General features: G+C 54.8%; 14 protein-coding genes, 1 tRNA gene and 3 riboswitches. Of the genes, 4 read left to right on the forward strand and 11 right to left on the reverse strand.

Annotated elements, in window-relative coordinates:
- From BED41_RS06625 to BED41_RS06675, 11 genes are all read right to left on the reverse strand, one after another.
- Window positions 1-1080, reverse strand: a complete 1080-nt coding sequence (locus BED41_RS06625; protein WP_066744258.1) for a hypothetical protein — start codon at window positions 1078-1080, stop codon at window positions 1-3.
- A 59-nt stretch (window positions 1081-1139) separates the two neighbouring features.
- Window positions 1140-1673 (reverse strand): Synerg-CTERM system glutamic-type intramembrane protease MrtS, encoded by a 534-nt coding sequence (mrtS, locus tag BED41_RS06630; RefSeq protein ID WP_066744259.1) that lies wholly within the window; start codon window positions 1671-1673, stop codon window positions 1140-1142.
- A gap of 10 nt (window positions 1674-1683) precedes the next feature.
- Entirely contained in the window at window positions 1684-2118 is a 435-nt protein-coding gene (locus BED41_RS06635) for a Fur family transcriptional regulator (RefSeq protein ID WP_229712412.1), read from the reverse strand.
- 168 nt (window positions 2119-2286) lie between these two features.
- A riboswitch (cobalamin riboswitch) is annotated at window positions 2287-2463 on the forward strand.
- A 149-nt stretch (window positions 2464-2612) separates the two neighbouring features.
- Window positions 2613-2999, reverse strand: a complete 387-nt coding sequence (locus BED41_RS16785; protein WP_229712413.1) for a magnesium chelatase ATPase subunit I — start codon at window positions 2997-2999, stop codon at window positions 2613-2615.
- A gap of 76 nt (window positions 3000-3075) precedes the next feature.
- On the reverse strand, window positions 3076-3273 hold the full coding sequence (locus tag BED41_RS16790; protein WP_066744267.1) for an ATP-binding protein: 198 nt from the start codon (window positions 3271-3273) through the stop codon (window positions 3076-3078).
- 128 nt (window positions 3274-3401) lie between these two features.
- A riboswitch (cobalamin riboswitch) is annotated at window positions 3402-3573 on the reverse strand.
- A 258-nt stretch (window positions 3574-3831) separates the two neighbouring features.
- On the reverse strand, window positions 3832-5145 hold the full coding sequence (locus BED41_RS06650; protein WP_066744268.1) for a Synerg-CTERM sorting domain-containing protein: 1314 nt from the start codon (window positions 5143-5145) through the stop codon (window positions 3832-3834).
- A gap of 45 nt (window positions 5146-5190) precedes the next feature.
- Window positions 5191-7161 carry a TonB-dependent receptor plug domain-containing protein gene (locus tag BED41_RS06655; RefSeq protein ID WP_066744269.1) on the reverse strand — a complete coding sequence of 657 codons (1971 nt, stop codon included), beginning with the start codon at window positions 7159-7161 and terminating at the stop codon, window positions 5191-5193.
- 72 nt (window positions 7162-7233) lie between these two features.
- Entirely contained in the window at window positions 7234-9681 is a 2448-nt protein-coding gene (locus BED41_RS06660) for a hypothetical protein (RefSeq protein WP_066744270.1), read from the reverse strand.
- Window positions 9674-11686: a GLUG motif-containing protein gene (locus BED41_RS06665; protein ID WP_084002303.1), complete on the reverse strand. Its 2013-nt coding sequence runs from the start codon at window positions 11684-11686 to the stop codon at window positions 9674-9676. Before BED41_RS06665 ends, BED41_RS06660 begins: the two co-directional genes overlap by 8 nt.
- 72 nt (window positions 11687-11758) lie before the next feature.
- Window positions 11759-14215, reverse strand: a complete 2457-nt coding sequence (locus BED41_RS06670; RefSeq protein WP_066744272.1) for a Synerg-CTERM sorting domain-containing protein — start codon at window positions 14213-14215, stop codon at window positions 11759-11761.
- Between the two features lie 12 nt (window positions 14216-14227).
- Window positions 14228-16165, reverse strand: coding sequence for a hypothetical protein (locus BED41_RS06675; RefSeq protein ID WP_066744274.1), 1938 nt, complete (start codon window positions 16163-16165; stop codon window positions 14228-14230).
- Between the two features lie 314 nt (window positions 16166-16479).
- A riboswitch (cobalamin riboswitch) is annotated at window positions 16480-16720 on the reverse strand.
- Between the two features lie 729 nt (window positions 16721-17449).
- Here BED41_RS06675 and BED41_RS06685 point away from each other — a divergent pair.
- The 4 genes from BED41_RS06685 to BED41_RS06700 all read left to right on the forward strand — a co-directional run bounded on the left by BED41_RS06685 (window position 17450) and on the right by BED41_RS06700 (window position 20735).
- Window positions 17450-17525, forward strand: a tRNA-Gln gene (locus tag BED41_RS06685).
- A gap of 59 nt (window positions 17526-17584) precedes the next feature.
- The gene (glmU, locus tag BED41_RS06690) at window positions 17585-18982 is read left to right on the forward strand and encodes a bifunctional UDP-N-acetylglucosamine diphosphorylase/glucosamine-1-phosphate N-acetyltransferase GlmU (RefSeq protein ID WP_084002304.1); all 1398 of its coding nucleotides are present in this window, start codon (window positions 17585-17587) and stop codon (window positions 18980-18982) included.
- A gap of 55 nt (window positions 18983-19037) precedes the next feature.
- Window positions 19038-20009 carry a ribose-phosphate diphosphokinase gene (locus tag BED41_RS06695; protein ID WP_066744279.1) on the forward strand — a complete coding sequence of 324 codons (972 nt, stop codon included), beginning with the start codon at window positions 19038-19040 and terminating at the stop codon, window positions 20007-20009.
- 63 nt (window positions 20010-20072) lie between these two features.
- Window positions 20073-20735 carry a 50S ribosomal protein L25 gene (locus tag BED41_RS06700; RefSeq protein WP_066744281.1) on the forward strand — a complete coding sequence of 221 codons (663 nt, stop codon included), beginning with the start codon at window positions 20073-20075 and terminating at the stop codon, window positions 20733-20735.
- The last annotated feature ends 131 nt before the right edge of the window (window positions 20736-20866 follow it).

A 20866-nucleotide genomic window follows, 5' to 3' on the forward strand; every position in this document is an offset into this window, starting at 1 on the left:
TTACTTCTGTATCTCTTTTGTGAATGGATAATAGATACGCAGCTCGGTGATACCTTTGAGGCCATTGTCGCTGCGTCCGTCGACCTCTTTCAGCCGCTGCCACTTTCCGTTGTCATAGCGCGCGAGCACTAGCGATTTCCTGCCGTAGGTAGACCATGAGTCCCAAAGTTTTTCGCCGGTGGCGGGGCCGGAGACCAGTCCCTTTTTAAAGAGCGGCGGCGTGCCGCCCATCATCGACTTCCCGTCGGCGGGGCCGATGACGAGCCACTGCGTCATGTTCCAGACATTCTGCATCTCCTTTGACTTAAGCGCGTGGTCCCAGGGGATGATCTGGAAGCCGCCCGTTTTGCCGCGCGGCGTCGTCGAGACGTCGATCACGCCGCTGTGATTGGCGCGGATCGCACCAGTGCGCTGGAAGAGCGTTCCCTCAAAGCGTCCCGTGCCGCCCAGCGGCCTGATGACGCGCCCAAGCAGCTCATAGCCGCCGCGGCTCCAGGCGATTACCCGTCCGCCCGGACGGTTTTCGATATTAACCATATAGGGCAAGGCGTCGTCTTCGTTTGCGATGATGATCAGCATATCCTTGGCCTTCGGCAGGTTGCCCGCGGAGAGCGGAGCCTCGCTGCCGTCCGGCCTGCGCACAAAGACGGCTGAGCCTACGGGCGGAGCCCAGGCGCCGAAGAGGCTCTCTCCGGCCTTCGAAGAGATCACGACGGAGGCTCCGGGACCGGCGGCGGGAGCTATCGTCTCCTGTGGGATGACGCTCATCGTGCGCCCCTTATCCTTTTCTACGGAGACGAGCATGTGTATCGCGTTTACGGCGGAGGCGCAGACGGTCCCCGGAGTGCTCCAGGCGCTGGCCGTATAGCTGGGCCAGCGGGTCTTGGTAGGCAGGGCCGTTACCGTCCCCACCTCGCGTGTTGTGCCGTCCGCGGTCGTCACCGACACCGAAGCGCCCTTTTCCATAGGTATCCTGATCTCGAATAATTTCTTTTCCGCGGCTTCGGAGCAGCGCGGCAGCGCCAGCACGGCGGCGCAGAACAACAGCATCAGGCAAATAGCACTCTTATTGAATCTCATTATTCTCACCTCATACTTTATATAACATTAAAAGCTGGCGATATCAAGTTAAAAGGCGCTTAAAAGTTGACCGGCATGGGGAAGAACCATATCGACCATATATTGCCGATGAAGTGGAAAAGCGCCGGAGGGAAGAGGTTTTTGTAGCGGTATTTGAGCCATCCCATGATCAGCCCCGGGAAAAATGTGCAGAGGGATATCCAGTAGGGAGCGACGATCAGGTGGATCGGAGCGAACACCAGATTGGTTATCACGATAGCCGCAAATGGGTGGAAATGCCGCTCCAAAACGGGCTGAAGCCAGCCGCGGAAAAATGTCTCCTCTATTATCGCAGCGGTGAGTCCCGAAGCGCCCATGTTCAGCACGGTCCAGAGGCCGCGTTTACGCGGCAGCGCCTCCCAGGGCCAGTTCATCGCGACGACTGTGAGCGCCAGCAATATAAATGCAGACACGGCAAGTGTCTGCATAAAATCTTTCGCGCGGAACTCCCAGCGTAAGCCATACTCGTCGGGGTCCTCTTTTCTGTACCAGCACCATCCGTATGGCCAGTAGAGCAGGAATACTCCCGCGCAGAAGGATATGAACGTACTCATGAATGAAAAATTATATCTTCAGGCAATCGGTGCATAGTCCGTAGAAAAATATTTCCGTGCGTTCAATCTGCGCGATATTTTCACGTACCGATGAGGCCGACTTAAATATTTCGTCTTCGTCCACCGGAATGTCGAAGAGCTTACCACATTTGCGGCAGAGAAAGTGTCCGTGCGTCGTAGTTGTCGGGTCAAAATATACCCTCTTATCGTCGATGCTGAGTATTTTTATGAGTCCGGCATCCGCGAGAAGCTGCGCGGTGCTGTAAAGCGTGGCGACGGACATCGTAGAATATTCGGCAGAGAGCTCACGGTAGAGAGTGTCGGCAGAGGGATGGTCGGTGCGGCCCTCCAACTGCTGTAAGATCGCGATACGCTGTGCCGTTATCTTGGCGCCTCTCTCCCTAAGAACTGCTATTCCATCGTCTACGGTCCACATTTTATCCATTCCTCCAAAAATTGTATTTTTAAATCATTTCAATTTCATTTCAATTATTATAAATCATAACTATTGATTTGTGTACAGCAAATTGCTCTTGTATGAATATTTTCATCTTGACAGCTTTTATTTGCATGTTATACTCCACGCGGATTGTGTATTTTGTACGATGTAAAACTAAATAATTGATTTCGTGGTCTTAGGGAATCCGGTGAAAAGCCGGAACGGCCCATGCCACTGTAATCGGGACGAAACCGCATTTACGCCATTGCTCGGAGAGTACGTTGCTGGGTGAAAAGGCGCGGGAGTAGAGTGAACGAGAGTTGGGAGACCTGCCGCGAAGGTCAGCAATGGCTTTAATGCGGCAGCGGCCGAAGGTGCGGTATATCTGTGCGCGGGAGACGGTGTCATGTCTCCCGCGTATATTTGTAGGTTGATAATTTTGTTATACAGGGATCGTTATTAGCCCTAGTTGTATTGGATTTCTCACAGAAGGTCCCTATTTACAGAGTTTTCTTCACACGCCCCCGCTTTTCCCCCTCGATTCTAGATATATCAAAGGATATCTCTTCAAAGGGCCGCCGCTGCATGCGGTGGGGCAGTGCGAACTTAGCCGCCTCCATCACATCCGCGCGCGTAGCCTCTCTGCGTCCGTCACAGGCCGCAGCGGTCATTGCCGTCTTAAGCATGGTGATGTTGGCGCGATGGCCGTCCACCTCAAGCTCAATGCAGATATTGGCGATGCAGCGCAGTATTTCCCGCGAGTAGCGGCACTCGCGCAGGATCGATCTCGCCCTGAGAATGCGTTCGCGTAGATCTCTCTGCCTCGGTTCATACTCCTTGAAAAAACCTTCCGGATCGTTTTCATATTTGAGACGGTTTTCCAACACCTTCATGCGCCTCTCCGTGTTGTGTTCGCCGGAGAGGGTCAATGGCGTCCGGCTTGTTTTTACTTACTGCCCGGAATTATTCCGGGATTCTGTCCTCGAAGTATACGTAGAGCTGGGCGAGTGCCCGTACGGCGGTGGACTTTGCCGTCCCTTTCTCGCCGCGTATAAGGACTCCGCCGAGAGACGGGTTGACTACGTTGAGGATCAGAGCCTTTTTCATATCCTCCTGTCCGACGATGGCGGTAAAATAGTATTCGGCCTTTTGATTGTTCACAGATACCCCTCTTTCAGATAAAACAAAGGGGCCTCCAAGATGGAGGCCCCGGATTTCACAACCTACAGGGTGCGTACGCGCCGGTAACGGCGGTATTTTTCGCACGAACCACGATCCCTCCACAAAATCGCGCTGTGAAACAGACGATCGGTCTCCTGACTTAAAGCTTCAGTCCTACTTCGCCGCCTTCCCGGTGTCCCGGTGGCCGATGGCGTTTCGTAGCTTTTACAGTAGTGTGAGCTGCTCCGGATTCTCACCGGATTCCCTTACTGGGCGCTTACCGTCTGTTTTATATCACTAACTATTTATTCTTACAGCAAGAACCGCCTTTTGTCAACAAAACCCGCGTCAGCCGAGTTCGCGTATTTTTTTGTTTTTTAATATTTCCCCGCGAATTACTATACTCTGGTGAAGAAGATTATCTGATGACTGAGATTTGACGTTGAGATATAAAGCATGGAAGGCCAGCCTCTTAAAAATCGTACGAGGCTGGCGTCAATTAATTACCTATGCTAAATTCAGCGATGAGCGTTGCTGTGCTCATTATCACTTATTTGTTCAGACGCGCCTTCTCAAGAAGAGCGGCATCAGTGCCAGAAGAGCTATCGCTCCCCAGTCGCCGTTACATCCGCCGCCACCGCCGCCGTCTCCCAACGGAGTGTCCGGTTCGACCGGCGTAATGGTTCCCGTCGGGCTTACCGCTGTATAAGCGGAGATATTGCCGCTGAGGGCGTTGCTTCCGAACTCGGTCCAGTTTGCACCGTCGTAGCGCCAGAGGCTGTAGCCGACGCCTGCCCAAAGATAATTTGTACTCTCGTCATATGCCAGTCCCAGGCGATAGCCGTAATCACCTGTGAAATCCCTCAGCAGCTTACCGATATCGCCTTTACTCAGCTTTTCCAGCGTCGTCTCATAGATGCGGATGCTGTATCCGGCGGTGTAGTCCTCGCCCGAAGTCCATTTGGCGGCCTGTATATATACCTTGTCTCCGACGAAGACCACGGCGTCAAACATATGCTTAAAGGTTGGGTCGACAACGTTCATCTCTCCCGCGGTTATGAGGCTGGTGACCTCCATAGTATTGAGGTCAGCCATCTCTATGCATGATTCGGGATTCCATTCGTCTCCAAACTTCTGTACACCGCCCAGCGTGGCGACGTACAACCTGCCCTCTTTCTGGGAATACGCGCCCGGTGTGAAGCCGTCGAGATTTTTGCCCTTCATCTCAACACGCGCCAGTTCGTTGAGCTCGGAGTCAAGCTTTACAAGCTGATTGAGCCGGTATGATCCCGATGTCGTGTTCCAGGGGTCGTTGCTGCCGGTAAAGATCGCGTACAAATTCCCGTTATAGGCGTTTAAGGCTTCCCCGTGTCCGTTATACTTCGAATCATTATGGTAATATTCGTATTTTTTATCCTGTTTATAGACGTCATTGGCTGTACTTACGCGGCTGACGATAGGGATATCGTAGGCTGTGGCGTAGAGGCTGCCTCCCATCTCCACCATCATTCTGGTATTATGGAGAGTGGTGGTAGCCTCGCGCAGCGGGGCTTTCCATGACGACTGCTGTGTCCACTGAGATTGTTCCCCGGGATTGTAAATGGAGATAACGTCGGTACCGTTTCCCGTGTAGAGCGTTATCGCGATCCTGAAATTACCGTCGGCGTTTTTAAAAGGGTATATCCCCTGTCCCGAGTTACCCCCCATGTTGCTGACGAGCGGTGAAACGGGATCTCCGGCGCCCTGGATGATTCCCAGCGCCGTATTGGAGTATCCATTGTCCTGCCTGGTAAAGAGCAGATCCGCCTGTGCCGGCAGCGATGCGGCCAACAGGCTGAGGGCGAGCATCAGCATGATAAATTTTCTGCGCATGTGTATTTCCTCCTCTTCTTTCTTTATATAATGCAATTTGTCGTTCTAGAAGGTCCAGATCAGAGAGGCGTAAAAGGCCCTTCCCTGTATCGGATACCACAGAGTCCTCTCCGGCCCGTTGCCGGTGGCGAAGAGCATTACGTCGGGTCCGGCGTTGAAAACGTCGTCCACGCCGAAGACCAGCTTGAGGTCGTCGCGTAACTGCCAGCGCATGCCGAGCCCGAAGGTCGTCAGATTATCCCAGCCGACCTCGCCCTGCATGTCGTAATAATTCTTCCCGATGTGGTGCAGCTCCGCGAAGATAGTACCCCTGTCGTCCTTCAATATCTTCCGGCTCACCCGCAGCAGCCCCTCCCACTCGGGACGGTTCGGCAGCGGGTCGTCATACATATATCCCGAAGTCTTATTCTTGGGATCCATCCATGTAGCGGAGATATAGAGGTCCCACTTGTCACGTTTCACCGTCGCTTCAAGTTCAACTCCCGATATCTCCGCGTTTCCGATATTCACATATTGTGCGTATCTTGGATTGACCATCAGATAATCTATGAGGTTGTTCGATTTGCGGTAAAAATAGGTGAGCTCCGCTTTGACGCTGGCCTTGGAGAGCTCTCCCTCCCAGGCAATCCCCACGTCGTACTGCGTGCCGTCTTCCCACTTCAGCCCCTCGTTGGGGATGATGAAAGCGCCGTCGCCGTAAAGCTCGTAAAGATTGGGGGCGCGGTTATAGGTGCCGCCCGTGACCTTTGCCGTCCAGCCTTGGCCAAATTTCTTGGTCAGCGCCGCCCCCCAGGAAAACTCCGTGACCCCTTCGGCGGTGTTCCAGCGTATGATAGGCGTGAGCCAGAGATCCCCGGTCCGGTTGAGGCTGATCGTGTCCTGTATCTGCCCGTTCCATGAATTGCGCGTATGACGCTCCCGTCCGCCGAAATTCTTCACGATATCTCCCGTCGTATGGAGCTCCTCGTTATAATAATTCCAGAGAAATTCGACGAGATGATTCTCCCCGAGTGGCAGCGAGCCGTCGACGGCGGCGCCGAAGCGCTTTGTCTCATACCGGTTATGCTGCTCGCCCCAGCCGCCGATCGTGTCTGAGGGATCGTCATAATCCTTAGTCTGATGCAAATACTCGAGCCTCAGGCCATAATCGAGATCGCCCATCCTGCCGCGTCGCGTCACGACCGTATTCCACTGGTCCGTCACCTGCGTCGCCCCGCGCACGCTGTCCGGCTTGTCCGCCCCTGGGGCAGAATAGGGCAGCTCGCGGTCGTTGCGCTTCCAGCCGCCCTCCACCTGCCACCTCTCACTGTTCCACTTGAGCAGGACGTTTGAATTCTTATAGCCGTTATTCTGCCTCTCCGCCTTATAATCGTCGTCTGGAGTATAGGGAGTATTATTATCATTCCAATACTCGAAATCGCCGTCCGTGCGGTCGAAATTGACGGAGGCCATCAGCGCGCCCTCTCCCAGCGGCGTATTATAAGAGAGCCCGCCCGTGAGGCGTCCGAAAGAGCCGAGGCCGGCGGTCACCGAGCCGCCGGCCCTCTCGGGTTTTTGGGTGATAATATTGATGACGCCGCCCATAGAGGCGCCGCCGAAGCGCGCGGGGATATAACCGCGGTAGACCTCGATCCTCTCGACATTCTCCACGGGAATAGTGGAAAGATCGACGGCGGCCTCGCTGCCGAGATTCATCAGCACGCCGTCGACATAGACGGAGACCTGTGAAGAGCTGCTGCCGCGCACGGAGGCGGTAGTATAGGCGCCGCGCCCCTTCGTTTCGATAATATGCAGCCCCGGCACCTGCTTGAGCAGTTCTGGGAGAGTCTTCTGCTCTCCCTTCATCTCCTGCGGTTTGATGACGGTGACGCTGCCGGGTGAAAGGAGCAGCTTATCCTCCACTTCGGCGTCGGTGGTGATCTTCTCCTCCGGCAGCCCTACGGTGTCATCCGCCGCGGCCGCCACTCCCGCGCCAAGGCACAGACACAGCGCTGCGATAAAAAGGTATTTTTTCATCTCTTCAGCCTTTCAGTCATAAGGCCGCCTCCGGCTCAAAAACAAGCCGGAGGGGCTATGATTTGCTCCAAATTATTTTAGGGATTTTTTCTTTAAGGTACGCGAAACAACTGGAATTGCCGCCAGCAGGATAATTCCCGCGTATCCGGCGCCGTTACAGCCGCCGCCGGATGAGCCGCCAGTAGGGGCAGGAGAGCCTTCCGCAAGCTTGACGACGGCAATGGGATCGATGATGCTGCGGTCCGCCGGATCCATATCGAAATTGCTGTTGTCCTGGATATAGAGCACCAGTTTGTATGGCTGCGCCGGGTCTATCTTATCCGTCGGCGCCATCATCTTATCGTCCATAGTCTGCAGCGTGAAGCGCTTGTTGCCAAAGGCATCCTGATCCTCTGCGTAGGCAAAGAATTCGCCGGTACCATCGGGGCGTGTCTTGACGAGCGCGACCTTCTGCGGGGTGTCGGCCATGAGACGGTCTCCGCTGATAATTATGCCGGCGGCCGCGATCTTGCCCGCAGCGCTTACCTCAACAGAGAATAACGGCAGAGGAATTATCGCCGACACTTTAAGATTGTCTCTATCCTCCGCGTCTTTAACCGCCGCGCTCACCTTTTCGCTATTAAGATAAAGGATTCCGTTTGAACCGACCCTGAAGGCAGAGACGTCGATACCGACTGCGGCGGCGATATCTTCTATGACCGCGCTCGTTGCTCCTATGGGTTTCACTGGGTCGACATAATTGGGAACCGCATTGCCGGTTGGAATAAATCCAGATATCTCAACATCTGTCGCAGGAGCTCCGACTACCGTTATTGAGTCTGAAAATTTACCGTCAGCGGTCGTTGCCGTAAAGGTGTAGGCGTAATCCTTTTTATGCCCGGAGCGGAGGAGTATCGAAAGATTACCGTTTCCGGCATTTTTCATGATGACATCTTCCGACGATGCAGCTCCGCTGACAGCGGAGAGCGTCCAGACGACATCGCCGGCATCGGCGTCCGAAGGTCTTACAGAGGCTCCCAGAACCCGGGTCTCGCCCTCTTTCCACGCAGTGTTTGAACCGTAGGCCGTAATTCCCTCCACGGGAATCGCACTTGACGCGATTTTAAGAACGCCTTGAACAGAGGCCGCTGTCTCAAAGTTGGAGATATAGGGATCGGACGAGCCCGTGTGGCCCAGCAGACCTGAAACGTCGGCGGATATGGAGGCAAAGATATTCTTCGTCTCAGCGTGATCCTTTGCCTTCACGGTGAGCGTCGGCGTACCTTCTCCCTTTACAACCTCAAGCTTTGACGTATCAACGCTCCACGTATATTTGAGAGACGAGGCGTCGGCCGTAAGCGGGTATGCGGTGATATGGATATCGCGCGTTTCGCCGCTTTTGATGGTTTTAAGGTCATTGGTATCCATAATGACTGCCGTCACCGGAAGCTTGGCTGGGTCGGTGATGCGTCCTGTTATTCCGCTGCCGCCCCACGCGTATTCAGGCTGTTCCCTGTTTTGATAGAGCCAGTAGCAATTCTGGTAACCAAAACCAAAATTGCCAACTACGCCTCCGACATTTCCGGGAGAGGCAGAAACCTTTTGGGCGGCAGAGACGTTATCAGCGGTTATGATACTATTAAAACCACCGAAGATGCCGCCCGCGTCCATCCCGGCGACTATTGAGGGGCTAAGCGCTACGTTATTCCGCACTTTTCCTTTGTACCAATGAGAGAATCCCACAATGCCGCCCGCGTACGAGAAAGATGCCGGCGTGGAAAAGACGCTTCCCAAAACTACGTTGTTACGGATAATGGCATAAGGGTTTTCGCTCGTCATATCATCGCCTTGCGGTCCGCCGTTGAGTCCCGCGATGCCGCCCGCGTAGCCCCTCTTGGAGCTCGTGGCCCGCACTTCGACGTCGGTGACGCAGTTCTCGATGAGTCCGTCCGCCCAGCCGGCAATGCCGCCCACGCCTTCGCACTCGGAGGCATTGACCTTTCCTTTCACGACAAGGTTTCTTATCTTACCGTCGATGGAAATATAGCCGAAAAGGCCTGCCGCCTCTGTCTGTTTTGAGTTATACAGCGGAACGTTTTCGCATGTTTCTATCTTCAGTCCGGAGATCGTATGGCCGCCGCCGTTGAAGCTGCCGTCGAAGCCCTCGTATTCTCTGGTCTGTGTCCATCCTGATGTTGTTGTATAGCTCAGATACCACCCTATAGGCGCCCATTCCCTGTCTTCAAGGTTTATGTCGCGTGTCAGGAGAATGTGTTTGTCCTTAAGGCTCACCTTTGTGACCCCCCATTGGCCGGAGGGAACATTGACCATCTTCGCTAGGCCAGCCAGCTCTTCGGGAGTGGAGATCAGAAATGGATTATCCACGCTCCCGCGCTCATTCTTATAATCGTCATACCATGAAGTATCGGGCGTCCACGAATCCGACGCGGCCATCACCGAACCTGCGGACAGAATAATGATGAGCAGGGCCACCGCCGCGAGCGCGAAATGACGGCTGATTTTTTTAAGGGTATTATTCATGATTATTGCCTCCGTTCAAGGTGATCCGTTTTTTTAAAACGGCGGCAAGCGGAACAGCCACAAAGAGCGAAAGCCAGCCCCAGGCGCCTCCGTTGCAGCCGCCGGAACTGTGCGAACCGCCGTTAGGGGCTTTTTCCTTCGCCGCGTTGATGATGACGTCAGCTGAAAGTTCCGACCCGTCCACCGTATAGGCGGAAAGCAGATACTGAGCCCCCGGCACGTATTTGAGCAGGGTCGCCTTCAACTGTTTCGAACTGCCGACGTGCGTTAATTCTATGTCGTCGACCGCCGCCGCGTCGCCCGAGGTTACCTTAAGGTCCCAGCGTAAAACGGGATATGACACCTCTTCCTCTGGCAAGAGAGAGGCCGTTATGACCTTTGAATCGCCGGCGTCCGCCAGCGTGACAGACTCCGCGTCAAGCGCGAGAGAGGTGAGCATCACCTTGGTGACAGCGGCGTATGTCTTTGCCGTCCATGAATTTTCACCGAGAAAACCATTTGCCGAGGCCAGAATGTCTGTGGTACCCGCTTTGACGCCCCTGACCAGCGCGCTTTCTCTGACAGCGAAAACTATCGAAGCGACGGCGCTATCGGCCGTTCCCCATGACCAGGCGAGGCCATTCGTTTTTCCGGCGACAGACGGGAAACACATCACCCTCTGAGAATAGCTTTTGTTCTCCAAAATCCGTACCGTAGGCTGAGATAGGAGCGAAACGGGCATTAGCTCGGCGGCGTCGGCTACTTTCGTTACGCTGTAATTAAGCCTGTTATCGGGAATTACGGTTTGGGCCACATAGTCGTTTAAGGGAAGTCCCTCGCCCGCCAGCCACTCACATTGATACATCTTAGTATTGACAACATCCGGGATGAATCCGACTAAACTTCCCGCGTGGCCTGAGGCGGCGTCGATTTTCATTGTTGACGAACAGTGCTCTATATTGAGATCCATGTTATTATCTTTGACACCGACAATGCCGCCGGCGTTCACAAAGGCGTCTCCAGCCGCCGACGACCTGATCTTTATGCTTCCCTGCGCCGAACATCCCACTATTGCCTGCCATTGAACGACTCCGGCTATCCCGCCGGCGTTATTCATATATTTGGCGCTGTTGATGTTCACCGTGGGATACTGTCCGCCGATGACGTCAATGTCGCATGAGACGGCGCAATTCGTGAGAGCGGCCCCCGTGCCGGTGGTGCCGGCAATGCCCCCCGCGCTGACTGGGCCCACGGCCTCGGCGTTCTTTATCGAGCCGCTAAAAAAGCAGTTTTCTATCGGTTGGGCGGCATTTCCACAGAGGCCGCCCAAGCAGGTAACGGTAGTGTTTTTGTCGTTTCCCGAGTTATCGGTGGTTATATACGCCTCGGCGCTGCAGTTGCGAAGCACCATGGCGCCATATCCGGCTATCGCACCGACATCTCCGTCGCCGTACCCCTTGACGCTGCCTTTAAAGGAACAGTTTTCTATCGAGCTGGTCGCGGCTGTTCCCTGTGCCCAGCCGGCGATGCCGCCGACGCTGTAACCCAGATAGTCTCTTCCCGCGATGGTTTCCGGAGCGACGGAGACATTTCCCGCGACGTTGAGGTTCCTGATATTTAAGGTGAGACCACCGTTGAGTTTGCCGAAGAATCCGATATAATCTCCGCCCGGCTCTCCGCATTTGACGGCGCCGAGGCCGCCTACGGTGTATCCCTGACCGTCAAACAATCCGGAGAATGTTTTTCCCGTTATTCCGATACCCGTCCACACCTTGCCGCTCAAGTCGATATCAGCGCCAATGCGCACGGTTTTGCCGGCAAAATTTTGCGTCCCGTCGTTGACGAGTTTCGCCAGTCCCGCGAGCTCCTCCGCCCTATTAATTGTAAAACTGACGTCGGCGGAGTTTGCCTCGTACCAACTGACGTCGGCGGACTCTATCCAATCGGCCGCCCGCGCGCTGCCGGACGACAATAGAGATACAGCCGCTATCAGCGGTAAAATAAACAAAAAAACTTTTCTTGACATTTTTCATTCTCCTCTTTTTATTTACTATGGAGCGGCGCCGTCTATATCCGAACCGGCACCGGCTCCGATAGATTACTGCCTGAACTTCTTTTTTGGGGCACGCATAAACAGGGGGATCACAGCCAACAGCATTATTCCGACAGCGCCAGCGTTGCATCCGCCGGACGAGCCTCCGGAGGGCGCCGGTGTCTCTTTCGCGAGCTTGACGACGGCAATGGGATCGATGATGCTGCGGTCCTCCGGATCCATATCGAAATTGCTGTTGTCCTGGATATAGAGCACCAGTTTGTATGGCTGCGCCGGGTCTATCTTATCCGTCGGCGCCATCGTCTTATCGTCCATAGTCTGCAACGTGAAGCGCTTGTTGCCGAAGGCATCCTGATCCTCCGCGTAGGCGAAGAATTCTCCGGTACCGTCGGGGCGTGTCTTGACAAGCTTGACCTCCTGCGGGGTGTAGGCTAGGAGCGCGTCTCCGCTGATGACGAGCGCCGTCACCGCTAGTTTGCCGGCCTGTGAGGTGGTCATCCTGAGAATCGGCAGCGGCTTGATCTGTGTCACCTCCACCTTGTCCAGCGAGGCGGCGTAGTCGACCGCGGCGCCGAGCACGGCGGAGTTCAGGTATACGATGCCCTTTGAATTGGTCCTGAAAACGGAGATGTCGACACCGCAGGCCGCCGCAATATCAACGAGCATATCCGAGGTCGCGCCGACGGCCTTAAGAGCTTCCGCGTAGGTCGGAACGACGGCTCCGAGGGGGATGACGCCGGAGATGTCCACATCCGTGACCGGCGCACCCGTAAGTGTGATGGAATCTTTGAGGCCGCCGTCCTTCGCCGTTACCGTAAAGGTGTATCCGTAGGCCTTCTCATGCCCCTTTCTCAGCGTGACTTCAAGCGTCCCGTCGTCTTTCTGGTTCAGTATCACGTCATCGGAGAGCGCTTCGCCGGAGAGCGCCGTAAGCGCCCATGTTACGCTCGTGTCGTCCGCGTCGGAGGGAACGACCGCGACGCCCAGGCTTCTCGTTTCGCCCTCCTTAATATCCGAGGCGTCTCCGTAAGCAATCACGGATTCCACGGGGATACTTGCCGAGGCTACCTTTAAGGTCGCCTCCAGCGTCACCGAGGTGTCAAAGTTCGATATATACCTGTCCTTCGGCTGTCCGGAACCAGCGTCCGTATAGCCGAGAAGGCCTTTTACATCCGCGGAGAGCGCGGCATAGGATATATCTTCCGCCGCGGCGAGAGCTTTGACCCTGATTGTGTTCGTGCCCTGTCCACTTACTATCTGAAGTTTCGTCCCGTCCACGTGCCACGTATATTTGAGCCCGGAGGCATCGGCCTGCGTCGGGTAGGAGACGATATGTATCTCGCGTTCGTCGCCCGGCTTTATCGTGCCAAAGTCAGCGGCGTCGAATATCGCAGCGGCCACGGGCAGCTTGTTTTCATCCGTCACTCTGCCGTACTCATAATGCCCCATGGACGCGTTGCCGTTCAGGGGCTGATCATCCGTCATCTTCAGCCAGTAGCAGTTCTGGTAGTCGTATCCGTAGGCGCCGACGATGCCGGAGGCGTCAGCGGCTTTTACCTTCGCGGCCACGGAGACCGAGTTTGCCGTAATGTTGCTGTTGAAGCCGCCGAAAATACCGCCAGCGTCCATGCTGGCGATTATCGACTTGCAAAGAGCGACGCAGTTGCGCACCTCGCCGTGGTACCAGCTTGAGAAGCCGACGATACCGCCAGCGTAGGAGTAGCTGATTGGCGTGGAGCTTACATTACCGAAGACGACACAGTTGCGGATCATCGCCTTGATCCCGTCTGTCACGGGGCCGGAGCCGTCGCCCTTCGGATTGCCGTTGAGTCCGGCGATGCCTCCGGCGTAGCCCCTCTTGGAGCTGGTGGCGAAGACGGAGACATCGGTGGCGCAGTTCTCGATGACGCCGTCGGCCCAGCCGGCTATACCGCCTACGTCCTCGCATTTTGAGGCGTTGACGCTTCCCTTGACTGCCAGGTTCTTTACAGTGCCCTCGTTGTCAAGGTAACCGAATAGCCCCGCCGTTTCGCTCTGAACGCTGTTATGCACGTAGAGATTTTCACAGGTTACGATCGAAAGGCCAGATATCGTATGGCCGCCGCCGTCGAAGGTGCCGTCAAAACCCTTGTAGTTCGGTATCTTGTTAAAGCCGCTCGTAACGATTTTATAGTCGATCTTCCACCCTATCGGCGCCCATTCCTTGCTCTGAAGGTCGATGTTGCGCGTAAGCAGTATATATTTACCCTTAAACAATACGCTGGGATTTAGCCAGTCGCCGACCTTGTTGGTCAGCTGCGCGAGCCCGGCCAGCTCCTCGGGCGTCGAGATGAGGAAGGGTTTTTCCTTTGTGCCGCGCGTCGTCTTGTAGTCGTCATACCACTTAGTGTCGACCGTCCACGAGTCGGCGAACGACATCGCGGCGAATATGAAGATCAGCAGGAACGCCGCCAGCGGCGCGGCGATTGCGCGTCTCATCGCGGAGAATGTTTTTTCGTTCATCTTTCGCACCTCCTATCCGCGGCGGCTGTGCCTGCCGCGCGTCGTCATAAACGCCGCCGGCAGCGCCAGCAGAAGCGCGAGGGATCCCACCGCCGAGCAGCCGCCCGAGCTTTCCGCCGCCGGGTCCGCCTTGGCCGTGACGGTCAAATAGGCCGATAGGTCTGTTCCGTCAACGGCTTTCGACGTAAGCTTATACTGAGCTCCTTCAACGAAATTCACGAGTGTTACCTTTACCCTGCGCGTAGATTCGATGTAAGTGATCTCAAGGTCGTCGTTCGTGGCAGCGTCGCCGGAGACCACTTCGTAGCTCCATTTCAGTTCCGGATATGATGCGCCGCTTTCGGGAGTGATGGAGGCCGTCACCTCTTCGCTCGCGCCGGCGCTGTTGAGGATCATCTCTTCAGCGCTGAGCACAAGCTTTCGCAGCGAAGAGAGCACGCTCAGCACCACCGCCTTCAGCGACCATGAATTTCCGCCGGGAAAGCCGGAGGCGCTGAGATAAAGTTCAGCAGTGCCGCTTTTTCTGCCCCTTATCACGGCCGTATTGCCGGAGGAGGAGGCCACCTTGAGGGCGGATTTATTCGAGGTCCCCCAGGAAAACCCTAGTTCGCTCATGTTGCCGCAGCTGGTTGGGAAGACGAGAGCCTTTACTGTTGTGGGAATGTTTTCCGTAATTTTGTAAATAGGCGGCAATATCGCGGAGGCCGCGCGGAGGTTTTTCGCTTCGGTCACCTTGAGAGCTTGTTCGTCGGTGACGCCGTCGATATCGCCCACAGCCTTTTCCGCCTGGCCTACGCCGCCGAGCCATTCGCACCCCGTGAAAATGCCGATTGTTTTTCCACGCCCAACCATTCCTCCGGTCATCGCTGATGACGCTGAGATGGAAATGGCGGACGAACAGTATTCAAATGATATTATATCGGCATAACCCGCTACGCCGCCGATAAAAAGGCTCTTGCCCTCTGGAGTGGACGCCGTTATCGTGCCCTCTCCGGTGCAGGCGGTGATCGTGTTCCAGCCCCATAGGTTTCCCGCAACTCCGCCAATCTGGGCGTTTTGCGCGGTCTTTATATTCATATCACAGAAGCTCGCGCAGTTTGTCATCGAGCCGACGGTATGTATCAGCCCCGCCACGCCGCCGACATATGACGTACCGCTGGCCGAGGGAGCTGTGAGGACAATCGAACCGGTAAATCCGCAGTTTTCGACGCCGCGCCCGGCTTCCCCCACTACACCTCCGACATACGCGTTGCTGGTTAGGGTAATGTCAGCTGACACATAGCAATTAAGGAATCCACACCAGCTTATACTGGCTATCCCTCCGACATACCCTGGGGCGTCGGACGAGATCTTTCCGGTAAAGGAGCAGTTTTCAATCGTTTTGTTGATTGTTCCATTGGCGGTACTCTGCGTAGCGCCCAGCAGTCCGCCGATGTAGAAGTCAACGGCTCCGGCGTCTTTATCTGCCTGGGAGGGGCGTATATTTCCCTCGATATGCAGGTTTTTAAAGGCGGGATAGACAGCTTCGCAATAGCCAAAAAGACCAATATAACCAATATATGGAGTACCATATACAATTTCTGGAGATTTAATCTCGCAGAGTCCCTTCACCGTGTGTCCGCATCCGTCGAAAGTACCGCGAAAACAATGCAGAAGCTGGAAGCCTGTTCTGGTGCTGTGCCCGATGGCCGTCCACACCCTGCCGGAGAGGTCTATATCTTTCCCTAGCTTTACCGTCTTGCCCTCGAACATCTCCGTTCCGTCGTTGACGAGCTTCGCCAGTCCCGCGAGCTCCTCCGCCCTATTGATTGTAAAACTGACGTCGGCGGAGTTTGTCTCGTACCAACTGACGTCGGCGGACTCTATCCAATCGGCCGCCCGCGCGCTGCCGGACGATAATAGAAATGCTGCCATAAGCGCCAGACAGGTCATTATCTTTCTTTTACGCATCGTTATTCCCTCTTCCTCGTATTACCGTCCTTCTTGTCCTATTTTCCGAGAATCAGCGGACACAAGGTCAGGTAAACACGGGAGAAATAACGCAATGTTCTTTTTCGTATGATGGCAATAGCATTTTTTTCAGCTCCTTTCCATATAAAAGCAGCGATTTATCTCTGCTTTCAGCGGAGCCGGAAAACCTTACAAAAAGAGGGAGAGAGCGTTTGATGATGCAAAACGACTCTCTCCCTTAAAAATATATACGACATCAGTTTCGCATATAAAAATACATGCGGAAGATCGCCGTTCTGCGCCCGCTGCGCGTCGCTAACTCCGAATCTCCGGTAGGTCTTCTGGCTCTCGTTCATCCTACTTTGCGAAGGCGTTGATGCCCGCTTTCACATAAACGGCTTAAAAACTCTCACAACAAACAGTTCCGCCGTTTCCCGCGTCTTCTCACCTTTCGGCAATGACATAATGCGGTTTCGTCCCGATTACAGCAGCAGGGGCTGCCCCGGCATATACCGGATTCCCTAGCTCCGCAGATCCTGAAATTTGGTAATTAGTCAAATGTATTTAAAAGTTATCTTTTTTAGCTGCCCCCAATCTATTTTATTCCGTCCGTGTTGACCGCTTCCGAAAAAATTCCACGCAAAAATTAGGCTGACGACGCATAAACGCTAAGCCTAAGGGGATGTCCTATGTTCCAGCCAGCTAGATTTTTCCGTCCGCCCATGAGATGTGCGGAATACCCGACTAATTGCCGATATAGAAGGCTGGCATTGTTTTGCGGTATTTTTGCTATATTGATATATGTAGAGATACTGGCGGTATGGCTTTGGCGGAACAGAAAAGACAAAAAGATATGCCAAGATTCAGTCCGCGGCGGTACTAAAAATGTATGAAAGACAGAGATTAGTGCATAGATAACATGTAGACTATAAATACGGGGGGGGGGGTACTATATAACATGTAGCGTGATAAAATAGACTTTGAGTTATCTTCTATCGGCATTTTAGCTACCTCCCCGTTAAAAATATCGGCAAGAGCTCCCAGCTCTTGTATGGAACAAATATTCAATTTTTTCTCAGTTCTCAGTATTAACAACAACTGTGTTGCGAGTATAATCGGAGGAGCGGTTTCTGTCAAGGATAACGCATTCGCCTGGTTGGCGATGAAAACACCTCCTATGCACTTTGCTGTCATAAGCCCCATTATTTTTCATAACGGCACTAAAAACACTTTTTAGGCTTGCGGATTTACGTAATTTAACGTTATAATGTCCGTTGCACATAATGGGGTGTAGCCAAGCGGCCTAAGGCATCGGACTTTGACTCCGACATCGATGGTTCGAGTCCATCCACCCCAGCCATGTTATGTATAAAAGCTGGTCATATCATCTAAAACGTGTTTTTGAAGGGAGCCGGAAAAGTGAATCAGCCAAAAAAACCGTTTGGGGTTCTGCTCTTGGCTGCGGGAAAAGGCACGCGGATGCGCAGTAAAACTCCCAAAGTCCTACATCTGATGCTTGAAGAACCTATCCTCTATTATCCTCTAAGATCGGCGCAGGATGCCGGCTTTGGGGATATTGCCGTTATGGTGGGTTTCGAGGGTGAGTTGGTGGAGAGCTGGACGAGAGACAACTTTCCCGGTGCTGAGATAATATGGCAGCGTGAACAGAGGGGGACCGGGCACGCGGCTAAGCTGGCCCAGGAGTGGTGGCAAAATTTTGAGAACGTGATGGTCCTCGCCGGCGACGCGCCGCTGATAAAACCGGAGACGCTCTCCTTCTTTGCCGAACGCCACGCGGCGGGCGGCAACGCCTGCAGCTTCCTGAGCTTTGACCTTGAAGATCCCACCGGATACGGCCGCGTCCTCCGCGAAGATGGAAAGGTGCGCGTCGTAGAGCATAAGGATGCCACGGAGCGGCAGCGGGAGGTAAAAGAGGTCAACAGCGGCATGTATATCTTCGATACCGCGGCGCTCGCCGGCGTGATAGACAAGATATCGTGCGCCAACGCGCAGGGGGAATATTATCTGCCGGATGCGCTTGCTCTGATAGAATCGCGCGGCGGCCGGGTCGAGGCCGTGAAGGCCGACCATGCCGAAGAGTTCCTCGGAATAAACGACCAGATGCAGCTGGCGGCGGCGGCGCGGATAATGCGCGACCGTATCGTCAGCGGTTTTATGATAAACAACGGGCTGCAGTGCATGGACCCCGCGAGCCTGTGGATCGGCCCAAAGGTAAAGATTGGGCATGACGTAGTCATCCACCCCTCGGTGCAGCTGTGGGGAGAGACGGTCATCGAAGACGAAGCCTTTATCGGCAGCTTCACTGTGCTGCGTAATTCGGTGGTGCATGCAAAGGCGAACCTCAAGGGGTCTGTACGCCTTAACGATTCAACGATTGGGCCGAGGGCATCGGCAGGTCCATTCGCCTTTATGCGCGAGCACGGCGAACTGCTGGAGAACGCTCATATGGGCCGCTTTGTCGAGATAAAGAAGAGCCGCGTCGGCGTCGGTTCAAAGGTGCCGCATCTGTCGTATATCGGCGATGCCGAGATTGGCGATGATACCAATATCGGCGCGGGGACGATCACCTGCAACTATGACGGCGAGAAGAAAAATCCGACGAAGATCGGCCGCGGCTGCTTCATCGGCAGCGATACGATGCTCGTCGCTCCCGTTACCCTGGGTGACGACGTTTCTACCGGGGCCGGCTCGGTGATCACCAACGACATACCGGACGGCGCGCTCGGCGTGGGGCGGGCGAGGCAGTCAAACATTGAGGGCTGGAGCCGCCGTCGTCGGGGCAAAGGTAAAAAGTAAGTTATCAATTTTAATATATTATTCTTCACGGAATTATATTAAGGAGGAAAATGAAATGTCCGCAGGATTACGAGAGGTAAAAATATTTTCGGGCAGCGCAGATCCGCAGTTCGCGGAAAATATCTGCATGAATCTCGGCGTACCTCTTTCCGCATCAAAGTTGTTCAGATTTTCCGACGGTGAGATCGGCGTCTCCATCGAGGAGAGCGTGCGCGGCGCAGACGTATACGTCGTTCAGCCAACCTGCGAGCCGGCCAACGAGCACCTTATCGAGCTGCTCATCATCGTGGACGCGCTCAAGAGAGCTTCGGCCTATCACGTCAACCTTGTCATGCCCTACTTCGGTTATGCGCGTCAGGACAGAAAGACCCGTTCACGCGAGCCGATCACGGCGAAGCTGATCGCCAACCTGCTGGAGAAGGCCGGCGCCGACCGTGTGATCGCGGCGGACCTCCACGCGGGACAGATACAGGGATTCTTCGATATTCCCGTCGACCATCTGACAGGCATTCCCCTCCTTGCCTCATACTTCCGCCGCATCCTTGCGAAGGAGATCGAGCATGACCTTGTGACCGTCGTCTCTCCCGACATTGGCGGCGTTGTGCGCGCGAGGAAGTTCGCGGAGCAGCTTAACAACGCCGACCTTGCCATAGTCGACAAGCGCCGTTCGCACGAAGTCGCGAACCAGTGCGAAGTTATGGAGATCATCGGCAATATCGACGGCCGTACCTGCATCCTCGTAGACGACATCGTAGACACCGCCGGTACGATCGTGAAGGCCGCGGAGGCTCTCAAAGAACGCGGCGCGAAGGCGGTTTACGCCTGCGCAACCCACGGAGTCCTTTCTGGACCGGCGATCGACAGGATTAAGGGTTCCGTGATCGAGGAGATGGTCCTGACGGATACGATCCCGCTCAAAGAGGAGAAGCAGACGGCAAAGATTACTGTGCTTTCGATAGCCCCCCTCTTCGCCGAGGCGCTGAGAAGGATCCATTCGGAGCATTCCGTAAGCATTCTCTTCCGTTAAGCGCGGAGTGAGATATAATTTTAGAAAAACATAAGTGTAAAAAATACTGAGGAGGAAACACCCATGGCTAAGAATCAGACAGTAAAACTCGACTTCACGAAAAGAGAGGTCACCGGAACGGGAGCCTGCCGCAAAATCCGTTCAAAGAACCTTATCCCCGTAGTGCTCTACGGTCCTGACTACAAGAACGGCCTTGCCGGCACCGTATCGGTGAGAGCCATTGCGCCGGTGGCAAACAGCGGCCATAGAGAGACGACGCTCATCGAGCTTGCGATCAGCGACGGCACGACGGCCTCCGCGCTTATCCGTGACGTGCAGCGCCATCCGCTTACGCGCCAGATCCGTCACATCGACCTCTATCAGGTCCTTAAGGGACATAAGCTGAAGGTCGAGATCCCCGTCCGCATCGCCAACGCCGATACGGCGAAGGGCGTCAAAGAGGGCGGACTCCTTACGCACAGCACGCGTCTCGTGCTCGTCGAAGTGCAGCCCAGCGATATCCCTGAAGAGATCGTCGTCGACGCGAAGGATCTTGAAATGGGCGCCGAAGTATTCGTGAAGGATCTCGCCGTTCCCGAGGGCGTCACCGTGCTGACGGACCCCGAGATTCTCGTGCTTCACATCTCGGCTCTCAGATCATCGGACGATGAAGAAGTTGAGGGCGAAGAGGAGAGCAAGGAAGTCGAAGTCGTTGCCAAGGGCAAGGCGGCCAAGGAAGAGGAATAATAGCTTTACCGACTATATATGCAGTGAGTGCGGCAACTTGGCGTCGGCCCCCGGCGGATGTCAAGTTGCGCCGCTGTCTTATGCCTGTGCTCCGGACGGAGGATATTGTGGTTTTTCGTTAAAGACGCTTA

It is taken from the genome of Cloacibacillus porcorum, from assembly GCF_001701045.1.
In the GTDB taxonomy this organism is placed as follows: Bacteria; Synergistota; Synergistia; order Synergistales; family Synergistaceae; genus Cloacibacillus; species Cloacibacillus porcorum.